Origin of the sequence: Pseudomonas sp. NPDC089395 (assembly GCF_044749525.1) — a bacterium.
Classification (GTDB): Bacteria; Pseudomonadota; Gammaproteobacteria; order Pseudomonadales; family Pseudomonadaceae; genus Aquipseudomonas.
The window spans coordinates 1,100,346-1,115,764 of record NZ_JBIVID010000001.1 but is presented as its reverse complement, the minus strand read 5'-3'; the positions used below and the strand labels follow the sequence as shown (position 1 = coordinate 1,115,764).

General features: G+C 61.5%; 16 protein-coding genes. 13 read left to right on the top strand and 3 right to left on the bottom strand.

Going from position 1 to position 15,419, the window contains the following annotated elements; genetic code table 11:
• Window positions 1–677 precede the first annotated feature (677 nt).
• Window positions 678–1,565, top strand: coding sequence for a threonine/homoserine exporter RhtA (rhtA, locus tag ACIPZG_RS04980; RefSeq protein WP_400642203.1), 888 nt, complete (start codon window positions 678–680; stop codon window positions 1,563–1,565).
• Window positions 1,566–1,754: 189 nt separating this feature from the next.
• Window positions 1,755–2,036 (top strand): hypothetical protein, encoded by a 282-nt coding sequence (locus tag ACIPZG_RS04975; protein ID WP_008099549.1) that lies wholly within the window; start codon window positions 1,755–1,757, stop codon window positions 2,034–2,036.
• A gap of 54 nt (window positions 2,037–2,090) precedes the next feature.
• Here ACIPZG_RS04975 and ACIPZG_RS04970 read toward each other — a convergent pair whose 3' ends face one another.
• Window positions 2,091–3,899: an aminopeptidase P family protein gene (locus tag ACIPZG_RS04970; protein WP_400710825.1), complete on the bottom strand. Its 1,809-nt coding sequence runs from the start codon at window positions 3,897–3,899 to the stop codon at window positions 2,091–2,093.
• 218 nt (window positions 3,900–4,117) lie between these two features.
• On the opposite strand from ACIPZG_RS04970, the gene ACIPZG_RS04965 reads away from it, so the two are divergent.
• Window positions 4,118–5,236, top strand: coding sequence for a DUF3182 family protein (locus tag ACIPZG_RS04965; protein ID WP_400710822.1), 1,119 nt, complete (start codon window positions 4,118–4,120; stop codon window positions 5,234–5,236).
• Window positions 5,220–5,990 (top strand): alpha/beta hydrolase family protein, encoded by a 771-nt coding sequence (locus ACIPZG_RS04960; protein ID WP_400710819.1) that lies wholly within the window; start codon window positions 5,220–5,222, stop codon window positions 5,988–5,990. Before ACIPZG_RS04965 ends, ACIPZG_RS04960 begins: the two co-directional genes overlap by 17 nt.
• Here the strand turns inward: ACIPZG_RS04960 and ACIPZG_RS04955 are convergent.
• On the bottom strand, window positions 5,969–6,349 hold the full coding sequence (locus ACIPZG_RS04955; protein WP_400710816.1) for an antibiotic biosynthesis monooxygenase: 381 nt from the start codon (window positions 6,347–6,349) through the stop codon (window positions 5,969–5,971). The two genes, ACIPZG_RS04960 and ACIPZG_RS04955, sit on opposite strands and share 22 nt — an antisense overlap.
• Before the next feature lie 87 nt (window positions 6,350–6,436).
• Between ACIPZG_RS04955 and soxR the strand changes: the two genes are divergently transcribed.
• Together soxR and ACIPZG_RS04945 are read left to right on the top strand one after the other, a co-directional pair.
• Entirely contained in the window at window positions 6,437–6,907 is a 471-nt protein-coding gene (gene soxR / locus ACIPZG_RS04950; protein ID WP_400710813.1) for a redox-sensitive transcriptional activator SoxR, read from the top strand.
• Between the two features lie 81 nt (window positions 6,908–6,988).
• On the top strand, window positions 6,989–7,537 hold the full coding sequence (locus ACIPZG_RS04945; protein WP_400710810.1) for a cysteine hydrolase family protein: 549 nt from the start codon (window positions 6,989–6,991) through the stop codon (window positions 7,535–7,537).
• A 66-nt stretch (window positions 7,538–7,603) separates the two neighbouring features.
• Here ACIPZG_RS04945 and ACIPZG_RS04940 read toward each other — a convergent pair whose 3' ends face one another.
• A complete protein-coding gene (locus tag ACIPZG_RS04940) occupies window positions 7,604–8,167 on the bottom strand; it encodes a helix-turn-helix domain-containing protein (protein ID WP_400710807.1) in 564 nt (187 codons plus the stop codon).
• A gap of 83 nt (window positions 8,168–8,250) precedes the next feature.
• On the opposite strand from ACIPZG_RS04940, the gene ACIPZG_RS04935 reads away from it, so the two are divergent.
• The 7 genes from ACIPZG_RS04935 to ACIPZG_RS04905 all read left to right on the top strand — a co-directional run bounded on the left by ACIPZG_RS04935 (window position 8,251) and on the right by ACIPZG_RS04905 (window position 15,408).
• Window positions 8,251–9,201, top strand: a complete 951-nt coding sequence (locus tag ACIPZG_RS04935; protein ID WP_400710804.1) for a DMT family transporter — start codon at window positions 8,251–8,253, stop codon at window positions 9,199–9,201.
• A gap of 149 nt (window positions 9,202–9,350) precedes the next feature.
• A complete protein-coding gene (locus ACIPZG_RS04930) occupies window positions 9,351–12,266 on the top strand; it encodes a monovalent cation/H+ antiporter subunit A (RefSeq protein ID WP_008099532.1) in 2,916 nt (971 codons plus the stop codon).
• On the top strand, window positions 12,266–12,610 hold the full coding sequence (locus ACIPZG_RS04925) for a Na+/H+ antiporter subunit C (protein WP_003250128.1): 345 nt from the start codon (window positions 12,266–12,268) through the stop codon (window positions 12,608–12,610). Before ACIPZG_RS04930 ends, ACIPZG_RS04925 begins: the two co-directional genes overlap by 1 nt.
• Window positions 12,607–14,286, top strand: coding sequence for a monovalent cation/H+ antiporter subunit D (locus tag ACIPZG_RS04920; protein ID WP_400710801.1), 1,680 nt, complete (start codon window positions 12,607–12,609; stop codon window positions 14,284–14,286). The genes ACIPZG_RS04925 and ACIPZG_RS04920 overlap by 4 nt, the downstream gene beginning before the upstream one ends.
• Window positions 14,283–14,771, top strand: coding sequence for a Na+/H+ antiporter subunit E (locus ACIPZG_RS04915; protein WP_400710798.1), 489 nt, complete (start codon window positions 14,283–14,285; stop codon window positions 14,769–14,771). The genes ACIPZG_RS04920 and ACIPZG_RS04915 overlap by 4 nt, the downstream gene beginning before the upstream one ends.
• Complete coding sequence (locus ACIPZG_RS04910) at window positions 14,768–15,046, top strand: K+/H+ antiporter subunit F (protein WP_008099518.1); 279 nt, start codon at window positions 14,768–14,770, stop codon at window positions 15,044–15,046. Before ACIPZG_RS04915 ends, ACIPZG_RS04910 begins: the two co-directional genes overlap by 4 nt.
• Window positions 15,043–15,408 (top strand): Na+/H+ antiporter subunit G, encoded by a 366-nt coding sequence (locus ACIPZG_RS04905; protein WP_400710795.1) that lies wholly within the window; start codon window positions 15,043–15,045, stop codon window positions 15,406–15,408. Before ACIPZG_RS04910 ends, ACIPZG_RS04905 begins: the two co-directional genes overlap by 4 nt.
• The last annotated feature ends 11 nt before the right edge of the window (window positions 15,409–15,419 follow it).

Genomic DNA, 15,419 nt, shown 5'->3' with positions numbered 1-15,419 from the left:
CATGATCAAACTCTTCAGTTCAATACTGCTTGGGTTTTTAAGAAACCCTAAACTTGGCTCAGCAATCTCAAATGACTATGTGATTTCTCGCATGGTCACTTGTGATGCTGATAATCTTTGTGACTATCAGTCCGTACTCACAAGCACCCACACGAATTGCTTGATTCGATTTGTTAAAGAGCGTTTGGTTAAGAGCTTTTCGTCTCAACCGAGGCGCGCATTCTACGCTTTCCTCATTTGCTGTCAAGCGTTTATTTTGAAGTTTTTTGCGAGAAACTCGTTTAGCTTCAAACACTTGGCAACGCTGCGATCTCTCGTAGCGGGAGGCGAATCATACAGCGTTTAGAAGCGCTGTCAACCACCATCTTAACCGCTATCGATCATTCGATCGAAGCACCTCCAGTACTACCTGGCTCGATTAACTCTTTGAATCTCAAGGAGTTTCTCGTTCCGACTACGCTGGAAGTGGGGCGCATTATAAGGGGATTCGAGAACCGGTCAAGGGTTAATTTCATTTATTTGAAATATCCTGGGCGAAGACCGTTTCGAAGCCGCTTAGTGCATGCCACGACATCTACTGCCCCCCTGAGATCTGGTGTACACCCTTGCCCCTACCCCAGCAATTGCGCACTATAGTGCACACCCGCCCTACCCTCCTCAAGGATTGCCTCCCGCAAATGAACACCCAGCCTCGCAGCCTGGCCACAACGCTATTCCCCATCGGCCTGCTGCTCATCGCCATGGCATCCATACAGTCCGGCGCCTCATTGGCCAAAAGCATGTTCCCGATCGTTGGCGCACAAGGCACTACGACCCTGCGCCTGGTTTTCGCCAGCATTATCATGCTGATGATCCTGCGCCCATGGCGTGTACGCATGACGGCAACCACACTGCGCAATGTGGTCATCTACGGCATGGCCCTGGGGGGAATGAACTTCCTCTTCTATATGGCCCTGCAGACCACGCCACTGGGTATCGCCGTGGCCTTGGAGTTCACCGGACCGTTGGCCGTGGCGCTTTTCGCCTCGCGTCGCGTGCTCGATTTCCTGTGGATTGCACTCGCAGTTGCTGGCCTGCTGCTGCTCATTCCCGTCGGTCAAACTGGCCAATCCCTCGACCTGGTTGGCGTGGGCTATGCGCTGGGGGCCGGTGTCTGCTGGGCACTGTACATTCTATTCGGCCAGCGCGCCGGCGCGGAGCACGGTATTCAAAGCGCTGCGCTGGGTGTCGTGGTGGCCGCCCTGTTCGTGGCGCCCATTGGTATCGTTCATGCCGGCAGCGCATTGCTCACACCTGCGCTCATCCCGATGGCGCTCGGTGTTGCCATTCTCTCGACAGCATTACCCTACAGCCTGGAAATGGTTGCCCTGACCCGCATGCCGGCACGCACCTTCGGCACATTGATGAGCATCGAACCTGCAATTGGTGCACTTTCAGGGTTGCTGTTCCTCGGCGAAGTACTGACTACGACACAATGGCTGGCGATTCTCGCCATCATCGCGGCTTCGGCAGGCGCCACGCTTTCAATGGGCCGCGACAGCAACCCAGCCGTTGCTGCCGACTGAGTTGAGAAATATTTCCATTTGCCGCAGGATTAACCATTGTGGCGACTCGCCCCGCTGATTAAGCTGTCACACAAGCATCATCTTCACGCTATCTACTTGATGCACATGGATGCCGGGGAATATTCAGGTAGCACCGAAGCGATAACGACAGGGTAAGGCGTGTGCTCCGCCCTGCAATTAAGGACAGGAATGAAACGTATTTTGCTCATCCTGGCGGTCCTGGTCATTGCTGGATGTGCCGCTACGGCCAAGACCGAGGTCAAAAAAGGAAAAAAGGGCCTGCATATCAATTGCTCGGGCCTGTCCTCGTCGTGGGACAAGTGCTACAGCAAGGCTACCGCGGCCTGCAGCACACGGGGCTACAAGGTCATCGCGCGCTCTGGGGATACTGACGAAGAGCCGGGCGACTACCTGTTCGGCATCAACCCGGCCGGTTATACCAGCCGTAGCATGATCATCATCTGTAAGTAACAAGAAGGGCAGCCTGTGAGCTGCCCTTCTTTCATTCCATTCCCGCTACGCCCTTCACAGCGGTGCTGTGCGAACTTGCAGCCATTCCAGTGCAGCACCTTCAAGTAATGGCGCGAGGCGCTCGCGCACGGTCGCGTGATAACGATTGAGCCAGTCGCGCTCTTCCTGTGCCAGCAACTCCGGCACCAGACAGCGAGTATCGATAGGACACAGCGTCAAGGTCTCGAAACTCAGGAAGTCGCCGAACGCCGTTGTACCGGCCTCACGGTTCACTACCAGGTTCTCTATACGCACGCCCCAGGCGCCTGGTCGGTAAGTGCCTGGCTCGATCGAGCTGATCATCCCGGCCTGCATAGCTGTCTGAGGAGTGGCTGCCGCCTGGTAGGCGATCACCTGCGGCCCTTCATGCACGTTCATGAAGTAGCCCACGCCATGCCCGGTACCGTGGCCATAGTCGACCTGATCCGCCCAAATCGGCGCACGCGCAATGGCATCGAGCAGCGGAGAGAGGATCCCGCGAGGAAACGTGGCACGCGACAGTGCGATCATCCCTTTCAACACTCGCGTGCAATCCTGCTTCTGCTCAAGGGTCGGCGCACCCACCGGAATCATCCGGGTGATATCAGTGGTCCCGCCCAGGTACTGCCCTCCCGAATCGATCAACAGCAGGCCGTTACCTTCGATCACCGCGTGGGACTGCTCGGTTGCCCGGTAATGCGGCATCGCGCCGTTTCCGTTGAAGGCGGCAATGGTGGAGAAACTCAACGAAACGAAATCAGGTCGACGGGCCCGCGCAGCACTCAATTGCTCATCGACGGTCAGCTCGGTAATGACCTGCTCGCCCAGATGCGCTTCGAACCAGGCGAAGAACTCGCACAGCGCTGCGCCATCCTGCTCCATGACCCGGCGGATATGCACCAGCTCTTCTTCGGTTTTACGTGATTTACTCAGCGTGGTCGGGTTCAGCCCCTCGACCAGCTGCACCTGGGCATCCAGGTTTTTCAGCAAACCGTAGGTCACCCGCGCGGGGTCGACCAGCAAACGGCTGGCCGGCGACAAGGCTGCGAGTGCCTGGTTAACCTGTGAGTAATCACGCACTTCAATGCCGTCGGCCTGAAGCACATGACGCAAGTGCTCATCGAGCTTATCCGCCCCGACGAACAAAATGGCCTGCGCCTGGCCGATCAGCGCGAAGGAAACGAACACTGGGTTGTAGGAAACATCGCTGCCGCGCACGTTGAACAGCCAAGCGATGTCATCAAGGGTCGCGAGGAAGTGCCAATCGGCCCCCTTCTCCTTCAAGGTGCTGCGCAACTGGGCGAGCTTTTCCGCCCGACTGACCGTGGCGTAGGGCGCAAGGTGCTGGTAGACCGGGTTACCTGGCAGTGCCGGACGCCCCTCCCAGACCTTGGCCAACACGTCGTTGTCAGTCACCAGGCGGATGCCACGAACGGCCAAGCGCTCTTCGAGCTGACGCGCCGAGGCCAGGGCCATGACCGCGCCATCCACCGCAACGGTGCCCTGGGTGACGACATTATCGCCCAACCATTCCAGTGCACCCGGCTTGCCTGGCTGCAGCTTCATGAGCTCGATACCACTGCCAGCCAGCTCTTTCTCGGCTTGCTCCCAGTAGCGGCTGTCGGCCCACAGACCGGCAAAGTCGGCAGTGACCACCAGGGTCCCCACCGAACCATGGAACCCGGACAACCAGCGGCGCCCCTGCCAGTAGCCCGGCAGGTACTCGGACAGATGGGGGTCGGCCGAGGGCACCAGCAGGGCATCGATGCCCTCCTCGGCCATCACTTGGCGCACACGCGCCAGGCGCTCCGGCACACTCTGCTGAATCGTGGTCTGAACGTTCATGCGCACTCCTGCGGATAAATCGTGGTTAATCCAGGATGACGATAATGGAACAGCCACCCCAGCGCTGCAATCGTGGCGACCTGGGCACGGCCCGCAAAGCCTGGACGCACCTGCAAATAGGATCATTCCTACAGGTACACCGATACCTTCGATCGACTTCAGCTGAACTTCCCGCCAACCCAAGCTTCACAACCAGTACATTCCTTGCAGACAGGTCGATGCCCATGCCCAGCGCTTGCGACCCGAAGAATGCTGTCGTTCTCCTTGATACCCGCGAGCACACCCCGGAACACGAGCACGCGGTTCATCTCAAGCTCGCTGCCGGCCTCGCGCAATTGCTGGGTTGCGCAGTCGTGCAACCCGCGCAACCACCCAGCAGTGCGGACAACTACTATTACCTGCCTACTGAAACATTGATCGGCCCGGACCGCCATGCCGCGATGGGGATCCGCACCGAACAGGACTTGTTCGGCGGCCTCGTCAGTCATCCGTATATGGCCACCAAAGCGATCTCCCACCCCTTGCCGGCTAATGCCAGCTTCCCGCCAGGCTGGACCGACGCCTTCGCGCTGCAAGCCAGTGATGCCCTGCTGCGTGGCTACACCGTGTTCAGTAAAGCCGATGCCCGCCGCGCGGCGCAGTTACTGCTGCTCGAAGGGCCACTGCGGCTCAAACCCGTGCTGGCCTGTGCCGGGCGCGGGCAGCAGGTGCTCACCCAACTCGATGAGCTGGAACCCCTACTGGCCAACATCGATGACCAGGAACTGGCGCTCTGGGGCCTGGTGCTGGAGGAGGACCTGAGCGATGTACAGACGTTCAGTGTCGGCCAGGTCAGTGTCGCCGGGCTGACGTGCAGCTACCACGGCACCCAGCAATTGACCCACGACCATCAGGGTATCGAAGTCTACGGCGGCTCCGAGCTGGTGGTGGTACGCGGCGGTTACCAAGACTTGCTGCAGCTTGCGCTGGAGGACCACCTGCGCCTGGCGATCAACCAGGCCATCACCTACGAGCAGGCAGCAGAGCAGCACTTTCCTGGCTTCATCGCATCCCGGCGCAACTATGACATCGCGCGTGGCAACAACCCGCAGGGCCATCTGCGCAGTGGCGTGCTCGAACAGTCCTGGCGCCTGGGCGGGGCGAGCAGTGCAGAACTCCTGGCCCTGCAGGCATTTGCCGCAGACCCCGCCTTGCAGCGGGTACGTGCGTCCACCCACGAGGTCTTCGGCACACCCGATCTACCCGCTGACGCCACCCTCTTCTACCAAGGAAACGACAGTGAACTCGGACAACTCAGCAAATTCGCGCGGATTCGCGAGCATGACCATTCAGAGTGAAACCGTAGAACTGCAAGTGGAAAACGACAGCATCGTCGGCACGCTGGTCAGCCCCGGCAGCAAGATGCCAGGCATTCTGTTCGTCCACGGCTGGGGCGGCAGCCAGCAGCGTGACCTGGCCCGTGCCCGGCATATTACCGGGCTGGGATGCGTATGCATGACCTTCGACCTGCGCGGCCACGAGAAAACTGAAAGCCAACGGCTGACCGTCACCCGCGAGCAGAACCTCAATGACCTGCTTGCTGCCTACGACTGCCTGGCCAACCACCCCTCGGTGGACAGCACCGCCATCGCCATCATCGGCAGCAGCTATGGCGGTTACCTGGCCACCCTGCTGACCCTCCAACGACCGGTGAAATGGCTGGCCATGCGGGTACCGGCAATGTATTGGGATGAGGAATGGGACACCCCCAAGCAGACCCTCGACCGCCAGCGCCTCAATGCCTACCGCCAGCGCCAGCTCTGCCCGGCCGATAACCGAGCGCTTGCGGCCTGCGCGGAATTCACTGGCGATGTGCTGCTGGTAGAGTCCGAGCAGGACGACTATGTGCCGCACACCACGCTGATGAGCTATCGCTCTGCATTCGTCAGTGCCCACTCGCTCACCCACCGTATCGTCGATGGTGCAGACCATGCGCTCTCCAGCGAAGAAAGCCAGAAATCCTACAGCTCAATTCTGGCTGCATGGATCAGCGAGATGGTGATTGGCGCGCGCCTGGATCGCTACCCGCACTACGCGCCGTGGTACGCCTGAAGCTCGCCGACCTGGCAATGCAAGCCGCCATCGACGTCGCGCACCAGGCTGCGTAGCGCCTGATAGGCGGTAAAGTTCACGCTGCGCGCCTGATGCCGGCTGAGCAAGTCGAGAAAAGGTTCATCGGCAAAGATTTGCGCCGCCGTTGCCCACGCCTGGCGCGACTGCCACTGCAAGTACTGCAGCACCCGACTGCCGTCATCACTGGCCTGGACACTGACCCCTTGCAGCCCCTCGCAACGCAAGGCCAGTTCTTCGCTGCGCGTGACCAGAGCCTCGGCCAACGCCGCCTGGCGAGAAACCGGTACCTCATATTCGATCATCTGGGTAAACCACAGGGAATGCGGCGTGGCCGTCATGGTCAGTCTCCTTGCTCTGAACGCTTGCAGCGCGATGGCCAGCAGGGTAAAACCTCGAGTTAACTCAAGGTCAAGAGCTTTTTCCACATGCCACGCAAATCGACCGAAGCGCAGGAAAAGCAGCTCAGCGTCGGCCAGTTGGCCGCACGCAGCGGCGTGGCCGTCACTGCCCTGCACTTTTATGAAACCAAAGGACTGATCCACAGCAGCCGCAATACCGGTAACCAGCGCCGGTACCCGAGAGCGATGCTGCGGCGGGTGGCGGTCATCAAGATGGCCCAGCGCCTGGGTATCCCGCTGGTGGATATCGCCACCGCGCTGGCCACGTTGCCGAGCGACCACACGCCTACTGCCGAGGATTGGCAACGATTGTCAGCGCGCTGGCGTGAAGACCTTAGCCGCCGCATCGAAGAGATGACCCTCCTGCGCGACCAGCTGGATGGCTGCATTGGCTGTGGCTGCTTGTCACTGAAGGAGTGCCCACTGCGCAACCGCCAGGATCATCTGGCCCAAGTGGGACCTGGGCCACATCCGCCAGCGCATCCAGAGCCGCTGTGAAGGTGCGATTACTTTGCGGCAGCGCGGCTGTGAAGCGCCTATAACTAGCGTCTAGCCACAACAATTGCCTCAGGAGGCGACATGAGCAAGCAGGCGTTGATCATCATCGACATCCAGAATGACTATTTCCCAGGCGGCAAATGGACCCTCGACGGTGCCGAGCAGGCAGCCGACAATGCCGCACGACTGCTGGCGGCAGCCCGCCAGCGGGGCGACCTGGTGGTGCATGTGCGGCATGAATTCGAAAGCGCCGACGCACCGTTCTTCGCCCCCGAATCGCAAGGCGCGGCCATTCACAGCAAAGTCTTACCGCTGGACGGCGAACCCGTGGTACTCAAGCACAAGGTCAATGCGTTTCGCGATACCCCACTCAAGAGCACCCTGGAGCAACACGGCATCCAGGTGCTGACCATCGTTGGCAGCATGAGCCATATGTGCATCGACGCAGCCACGCGAGCCGCCGCCGATTATGGTTATGACGTCACCGTCGCACATGACGCGTGTGCCACGCTGCCGCTGGACTTCGACGGCAAGCAAGTACCGGCGGCTGATGTGCATGCCTCGGCAATGGCCGCACTGGCGTTTGCCTATGCCAAAGTTGTGAAGACTGACGAGTTGCTGGGCCTCTGAACGCGAGTATCGTCCGTGCCGCCCCTTCACCGGCATGCCCGCGAAGCGGTCGGCACAGAGTCGCGCTCAAATCACCACGTTACGCACGAAGCGCGTGATCACTGCACCATCGTTGCGGTAAGCGTAGTGACAGTCGCTGGGAAACACGTGGAACTGGCCAACCTGCAGACAACGCTCGACCCCTTCGATGATCAAAGTAAGCTGCCCTTCGGCCACGTAGATCTGCTCGCTCCAGCCCTCGGCATCGGCCTCGCTGACATAGCACTCCCCAGGAGCCAGGGTCCATTCCCAGATTTCCACTTCCCGCCGGGCCGCGCTACTGGCCAGCAGCACAGCCTTGCTCTGCGGATGCTCTCCAGCCCAGGCCAACTCGTCGATGCGACCGGGGTCACGCTGGTCGGGCGCCTGGATCAGCGTGCTGAAGGCTACACCGAGGGCTTCGGCAATCAGGTCAAGGGTCGTCAGGCTGACATTCTTCTCACCAGCCTCGATCGCCACCAGCATGCGCCGGCTGACTCCTGAGCGCTCCGCCAGGGTTGTCTGGCTCATCGAAGCGGCGTTGCGCAGGCTACGGACATTGAAGCTGACATGCTGCAGCACCGACGCGCGATGCATGGAATCTTTGTGCACTATATTGCTCACTTACCCAGGTTGCGCAGTATACTGCCCACTTTGCGCCGATTGTGCGCCGCCCCCTTCGAGTGTGCAAGTGCATGAACCAGCCGACCAGCAGCCCAAAGACCTCCCTGTCCTTTCGCCTGAGCAAGGCCGAGATGGTGCTGGTATTCATCACCATGCTGTGGGGCGGCACCTTCTTGCTGGTGCACAACGTCATGACCGTCAGCGGCCCGATGTTCTTCGTCGGCCTGCGTTTTGCCGCAGCGACATTGTTCGTGGGCCTGGTGTCGGCGCGCTCGCTGCCTGGGCTGACCTTCACCGAACTGAAGGCCGGTGTGCTGATCGGCATCACCATCATGCTCGGTTACGGCTTGCAGACCATGGGCCTGCAGACCATCAGCAGCAGCCAGTCGGCGTTCATCACCGCGCTCTATGTGCCGTTCGTGCCGCTGCTGCAGTGGCTGGTGCTGGGTCGACGCCCAGGGTTGATGCCGAGCATCGGCATCTGCCTGGCGTTCATCGGCCTGATGCTGCTGGCCGGTCCCGAGGGGGGTGCACTGCACTTCAGTGAAGGCGAAGTGGTAACGCTGGTAAGTGCCGTGGCCATCGCCGGCGAAATCATCCTGATCAGTCGCTACGCCGGCCAGGTCGATGTCCGCCGGGTCACCGTGGTGCAACTGGCCACCGCCTCGTTGCTGTCTTTCCTGATGATCGTTCCAACCCAGGAGCGTCTCCCAGATTTCTCGTGGCTGCTGCTGCTCAGTGCCCTCGGCCTAGGCGCGATGAGCGCGGTGATCCAGGTAGCGATGAACTGGGCCCAGCAATCGGTTTCGCCTACCCGGGCCACGTTGATCTACGCCGGTGAACCGGTATGGGCCGGGGTCGTCGGGCGCATCGCCGGCGAGCGCCTGCCAGGGGTGGCGCTGCTGGGCGGGCTGTTGATCGTGATGGCCGTTGTGGTGAGCGAACTGAAAATCCGACGCAGTCGTGAGACTGCCGAAGAAATCGAAATCGCACATGACCGAGAACGCGAACCCGGTCTGTAAACCGCGCAACTGCAGCTATGCTTCGTAAAAAACTGTTATAAAAAAGCTGCTTGTCACACCCTGTTTGTATGATTCTGCGACAGCTTGCGTGTTGGTGATCAACTGCTCGGCACGTATGATCCTTGCAAACCTCTCCAGAATAGAACGCTATGTCATTGATAGTGCTACTGCTTCTGCCGTTCGTGGGCAGTTGCCTGGCAGCCGTGCTGCCGCACAACGCACGTAACGCCGAGTCCATCCTCGCAGGGCTCGTGGCCCTGGTCGGCACGGTCCAGGTAGCACTGCTGTACCCCCAGATCGCCCATGGCGGGGTCATCCGCGAAGAATTTCTCTGGTTGCCCAGCCTGGGGTTGAACCTTGTGCTGCGCATGGACGGCTTCGCTTGGTTGTTCTCGCTGCTGGTGCTGGGCATCGGCGCACTGGTGTCACTGTATGCGCGCTACTACATGTCGCCACAGGACCCGGTACCGCGCTTCTTCGCATTCTTCCTGGCGTTCATGGGGGCGATGCTCGGCCTGGTGATTTCCGGCAACCTGATCCAGCTGGTGTTCTTCTGGGAACTGACCAGCCTGTTCTCGTTCCTGCTGATTGGCTACTGGCACCACCGCGCTGACGCCCGCCGCGGGGCCTACATGGCCCTCATGGTTACCGGCGCCGGCGGGTTGTGCCTGCTGGTGGGCGCCTTGCTGCTTGGGCATGTGGTCGGCAGCTACGACCTGGACAAGGTCCTGGTCGCCGGCGAGACCGTCCGCCAGCACGCGTTGTATCCGGTGTTGCTGCCTTTGATTCTGATCGGCGCGCTCAGCAAGAGTGCGCAGTTTCCCTTCCAGTTCTGGCTGCCCCACGCCATGGCGGCGCCGACACCGGTTTCTGCCTATTTGCACTCGGCGACCATGGTCAAGGCCGGGGTATTCTTGCTGGCGCGGCTGTGGCCAGTGCTTTCCGGCAGCGAAGAGTGGTTCTGGATCGTCGGTGGTGCCGGCGCGCTGACGCTATTGCTGGGCGCCTTCGCGGCCATGTTCCAGAACGACCTCAAAGGCCTGCTGGCTTACTCCACCATCAGCCACCTCGGCCTGATTACCCTGCTGCTGGGCCTCAACAGCCCGCTGGCAGCCGTGGCCGCGGTGTTCCACATCCTCAACCATGCCACGTTCAAGGCCTCGCTGTTCATGGCCGCCGGCATCATCGACCACGAAAGCGGCACCCGCGACATTCGCCGCCTGAGCGGCCTGATCCGACTGGTTCCGTACACCGCGACGCTGGCCATGGTGGCCAGTGCCTCGATGGCGGGAGTGCCACTGATGAACGGTTTCCTGTCCAAGGAAATGTTCTTTGCCGAAACCGTGTTCATCTCCTCCACTGCCTGGGTCGAAGCCACGCTTCCAGTCATCGCCACCCTTGCCGGCACCTTCAGCGTCGCCTACGCCCTGCGCTTTACCGTCGATGTGTTCTTCGGCCCTACCGCGCAAGATCTGCCGCACACACCCCATGAACCGCCACGCTGGATGCGCGCCCCCGTCGAACTGCTGGTGCTCACCTGTCTGGTGGTGGGTATTTTTCCTGCCCAGTCGGTCGGCCCGCTGCTGGCTGCCGCCGCATTGCCCGTGGTAGGCGGCACGCTGCCGGAATACAGCCTGGCCATCTGGCATGGCTGGAACGCCCCGCTGATCATGAGTCTGGTGGCCATGAGCGGTGGTGTCGTGCTGTACCTGCTGCTGCGCAACCAGCTGCGCCTCGGTCGCTTCCCCTACCCGCCGCTGATCGAGCGCTTCAATGGCAAGCGCCTGTTCGAACACGGCCAGGCGCGCCTGATGCTGTTGGCCCGACGGGCCGAGAGGCTGCTGACCAGCCGCCGGCTGCAATCGCAGCTGTTCATGCTGGTACTGGCAGCGTTTCTCGCCGGGCTCACGCCCATGCTGTACAGCGGCCTTAGCTGGGGGGATCGACCGAAAATTCCTGGCTCCGGCGTGTTCGTCGCGCTGTGGCTGATCGCCATTGCCTGCGCCATCGGGGCCGCCTACCAGGCCAAGTACCACCGCCTGGCCGCCTTGATCATGGTCGGCGTCTGCGGCCTGATGACCTGCATCACCTTCGTGTGGTTCTCGGCGCCCGACCTGGCGCTGACCCAACTGGTGGTGGAAGTGGTCACCACGGTGCTGATCCTGCTCGGCCTGCGGTGGCTGCCACGCCGTATCGAAGGCGTCTCGCCCCTGCCAGGCAGCCTGGACCGTGCGCGCATTCGGCGCCTGCGCGACCTGTTGCTCGCCGTGCTGGTCGGCACCGGCATGGCCGTACTGTCCTACGCTATGCTGACGCGACCGACACCCAACGATATTTCCTCGTTCTATCTGAGCCGGGCCCTGCCCCAAGGCGGCGGCACCAACGTGGTCAACGTGATGCTCGTTGACTTCCGTGGCTTCGATACCCTCGGTGAGATCACTGTGCTGGTAGCCGTGGCGATCACCGTATTCGCCTTGCTGCGCCGCTTCCGCCCTCCCAAGGAGAGCATGCAGCTGCCAGCCCAGCAGCGTCTGCTGGCACCCGACGTGGTAACCGACCTGATCAACCCGCGGCATGCCAGCGACACCGCGCTGGGCTTCATGATGGTGCCCGCGGTGCTGGTGCGCTTGCTGCTGCCGATAGCCCTGCTGGTTTCGATGTACCTGTTCATGCGTGGCCACAACCAACCAGGCGGTGGTTTCGTCGCCGGCCTGGTCATGTCGGTGGCGTTCATTCTGCAGTACATGGTCGCCGGCACCCAGTGGGTCGAGGCCCAGATGAGCCTGCGGCCGCTGCGCTGGATGGGCACCGGCCTGCTGTGCGCCACTCTGACCGGGGTGGGCGCCATGCTGCTGGGCTACCCGTTCCTCACCACCCACACCGCCCACCTGCACCTGCCGTTGCTGGGCGATGTTCACGTGGCCAGTGCGCTGTTCTTCGACATCGGCGTGTACACCGTGGTGGTCGGCTCGACCCTGCTGATCCTCACTGCCCTGGCGCACCAATCGGTACGCGCCTATCGCCCGGGCAATCCGTCGAAAACCAGTCAAGCAGGAGCCGCCTGATGGAAGAAGTCATCGCAGTCGCCATCGGCGTACTGGCCGCCTCGGGGGTGTGGTTGATCCTGCGCCCACGAACCTACCAGGTGATCATGGGCCTGTGCCTGCTGTCGTATGGAGTCAACTTGTTCATCTTCAGCATGGGCAGCCTGTTCATCGGCAAGGAACCGATCATCAAGGACGGGGTGACCCAGGACCTGCTGCATTACACCGACCCGTTGCCCCAGGCGCTGGTACTGACCGCGATCGTCATCAGCTTCGCCATGACCGCCCTGTTCCTGGTGGTGCTGCTGGCATCGCGCGGCCTGACCGGTACCGACCACGTGGATGGCCGGGAGCGTGACGAATGACAGGCATGGGTCAACTGATCGTCGCCCCCATACTGCTGCCGCTGCTGACTGCGGCGCTGATGCTGTTGCTAGGCGAGAAGCATCGCCAGCTCAAGGGGCGCCTCAACCTGCTGTCCACCTTCACCGGCCTTGTCATTGCAGTCTGCCTGCTGTTGTGGGTACGCACCCAGGGCCAGGCGGAATCGATCGGCGTCTACCTGCCCGGCAACTGGCCGGCGCCGTTTGGCATCGTGCTGGTGCTTGATCACCTTTCGGCACTGTTGCTGACCCTGACCGGGGTCATCGGTGTCTGCGCGCTGCTGTTCGCACGCGTCCGCTGGGCCAGTGCCGGCGCGAGCTTTCATGCCTTGTTCCAGATCCAACTGATGGGCCTGTACGGCGCCTTCCTCACCGCCGACCTGTTCAACCTGTTCGTGTTCTTCGAAGTGCTTCTGGCGGCCTCATACGGCCTGCTGCTGCATGGGTCGGGCCGAGCGAGGGTGCGGGCAGGTCTGCATTACATTGCCATCAACCTGTTTGCCTCGTCGCTGTTCCTGATTGGCGCAGCCATGCTCTATGGCGTTACCGGCACCCTCAACATGGCCGACCTGGCCCTGAAGATTCCGCTGGTACCGGAAGCCGACCGCGGCCTCCTGCACGCTGGGGCGGCGGTGCTGGCCATGGCGTTCCTGGTGAAGGCCGGGATCTGGCCGCTGAACTTCTGGCTGGTCCCCGCCTACGCCTCGGCCAGCGCGCCGGTGGCAGCGCTGTTCGCCATCATGACCAAGGTCGGCCTGTATGCCGTACTGCGCTTGTGGACCTTGCTGTTCTCCGGGCAAGCAGGTGCATCGGCACATTTTGGCGGGCAATGGCTGGTCTACGGTGGCCTGGCCACCCTGGCCGTAGCGGCAGTGTCGATACTGGCAGCCCAGCGGCTGGAGCGAATGGCCGCGCTGAGCATCCTGGTCTCCGCAGGCACGCTGCTCGGGGCTGTCGGCTTCGCCCAACCGGCCCTGACAGGCGCGGCGCTGTTCTACCTGGTGAACTCAACCCTGGCGTTGTGCGCACTGTTCCTGCTCGCCGAACTGGTCGAGCGCTCGCGCTCGGCCAATGAAGCACCGCTGGATGAAGAAGAGGACGCCATTCCATCGCCACTCGAGTCATTGCACCCACCCAAGGGCATCAACCTCGACGACGACCAGAAGGTTGTGATCGGCCAAATCATCCCCTGGACCATGGCCTTCCTCGGCCTCAGTTTCATCGCCTGCGCCCTGCTGATCATCGGCATGCCGCCACTGTCCGGCTTCGTCGGCAAACTCAACCTGATGAGCGCGCTGTTCAATCCGCTTGGGCTGGGTGTTCCAGCCGATAAGCCGCTGTCCGCGGCCGGCTGGGGGTTGGTTTCCTTGCTCGTTTTGTCGGGCATGGCTTCGCTGATCGCATTCGGCCGCGTGGGCATCCAGCGCTTCTGGAAACCCGAAGAGCGCCCTTCGCCTGTGCTGCATCGCAATGAATGCCTGCCGATCGTCATTCTGCTGGGCCTGTGCATCATTCTCAGTTTCAAGGCCGAGCCGTTGCTGCGCTACACCCAGGACACCGCCGCCAGCCTGCAAACGCCGGATCGCTACATAGAAGCGGTGATGGCGGCGCGTCCCATTCCCGGCCCGACCACACTCGACGAACAGGTGCAGCCATGAGCCGATTGTTCCCCGCTCCGCTGCTGTCCATCTCGTTGTTCTTCTTGTGGTTGCTGCTGAACCTGTCGGTCAGCCCTGGCAACCTGCTGCTCGCTGCCGCACTGGCAGTGCTTGCCCCACAACTGATGGCGCCACTGCGCCCGCAGCACGCCCATGTGCGCCGGCCGCTGGTGATCGCAAAGCTGATAGGGCGGGTAGGGCTAGACGTGATCCAGTCCAATCTTATGGTGGCACGTGGCGTACTGCGTGCTGGCCAGCAACCGCCGCGTTCGGCCTTCGTTCACATCCCGCTGAACCTGCGCGATGCCCACGGCCTGGCGGCGCTGTCGATGATCACCACCGTGGTACCGGGTACGGTCTGGTCGGAATTGGCTCTGGATCGCAGTGTGCTACTGCTGCACGTATTCGACCTGAAGGACGAAGTGGCCTTCATCGAGCATTTCAAACACACCTATGAACGCCCGCTGATGGAGATTTTCGAATGACAGGGCTGCTCGCCAATGCCGTTCTCGCCAGCCTGTTCATCTTCGCCCTGGCCATGGGGCTGACGCTGATACGGCTGTTTCGCGGCCCATCCGCCCAGGACCGGGTACTGGCGCTGGACTACCTGTACATCCTGGGCATGCTGATGATGCTGGTGCTGGGTATTCGCTATGCCAGTGACACGTACTTCGAAGGCGCCTTGCTGATTGCCCTGTTCGGCTTCGTCGGCTCGTTCGCCCTGGCCAAGTTCCTGCTGCGTGGCGAGGTGATCGAATGAACCAAACCCTTGAACTACCGTTCTGGCTGGAACTGGTCACCGCCGTACTGTTGCTACTTGGCAGCCTGTTCGCCTTGATCGGTGCGGTCGGCCTGCTGCGGCTCAAAGATTATTTCCAGCGTATGCACCCGCCAGCGCTGGCCTCGACCCTTGGCACCTGGTGTGTATCGCTGGCTTCGATCATCTATTTTTCTTGGCTCAAGCAAAGCCCGGTGCTGCATGCCTGGCTTATCCCCATTCTGCTGTCCATCACCGTCCCGGTCACTACGCTGCTGCTTGCCCGGGCAGCGCTGTTTCGCAAGCGCATGGCCAAAGAAACGGTGCCGGAAGAAATCAGCAGCGGTAAACATCGCGGCAAGTGAGTGGCACCCGC

Coding starts and splice junctions, on each gene's coding strand:
- rhtA (WP_400642203.1), top strand. CDS start 678: ATGAACACCCAGCCTCGCAGCCTGGCCACAACGCTATTCCCCATCGGC.
- ACIPZG_RS04975 (WP_008099549.1), top strand. CDS start 1,755: ATGAAACGTATTTTGCTCATCCTGGCGGTCCTGGTCATTGCTGGATGT.
- ACIPZG_RS04970 (WP_400710825.1), bottom strand. CDS start 3,899: ATGAACGTTCAGACCACGATTCAGCAGAGTGTGCCGGAGCGCCTGGCG.
- ACIPZG_RS04965 (WP_400710822.1), top strand. CDS start 4,118: ATGCCCATGCCCAGCGCTTGCGACCCGAAGAATGCTGTCGTTCTCCTT.
- ACIPZG_RS04960 (WP_400710819.1), top strand. CDS start 5,220: ATGACCATTCAGAGTGAAACCGTAGAACTGCAAGTGGAAAACGACAGC.
- ACIPZG_RS04955 (WP_400710816.1), bottom strand. CDS start 6,349: ATGACGGCCACGCCGCATTCCCTGTGGTTTACCCAGATGATCGAATAT.
- soxR (WP_400710813.1), top strand. CDS start 6,437: ATGCCACGCAAATCGACCGAAGCGCAGGAAAAGCAGCTCAGCGTCGGC.
- ACIPZG_RS04945 (WP_400710810.1), top strand. CDS start 6,989: ATGAGCAAGCAGGCGTTGATCATCATCGACATCCAGAATGACTATTTC.
- ACIPZG_RS04935 (WP_400710804.1), top strand. CDS start 8,251: ATGAACCAGCCGACCAGCAGCCCAAAGACCTCCCTGTCCTTTCGCCTG.
- ACIPZG_RS04930 (WP_008099532.1), top strand. CDS start 9,351: ATGTCATTGATAGTGCTACTGCTTCTGCCGTTCGTGGGCAGTTGCCTG.
- ACIPZG_RS04925 (WP_003250128.1), top strand. CDS start 12,266: ATGGAAGAAGTCATCGCAGTCGCCATCGGCGTACTGGCCGCCTCGGGG.
- ACIPZG_RS04920 (WP_400710801.1), top strand. CDS start 12,607: ATGACAGGCATGGGTCAACTGATCGTCGCCCCCATACTGCTGCCGCTG.
- ACIPZG_RS04915 (WP_400710798.1), top strand. CDS start 14,283: ATGAGCCGATTGTTCCCCGCTCCGCTGCTGTCCATCTCGTTGTTCTTC.
- ACIPZG_RS04910 (WP_008099518.1), top strand. CDS start 14,768: ATGACAGGGCTGCTCGCCAATGCCGTTCTCGCCAGCCTGTTCATCTTC.
- ACIPZG_RS04905 (WP_400710795.1), top strand. CDS start 15,043: ATGAACCAAACCCTTGAACTACCGTTCTGGCTGGAACTGGTCACCGCC.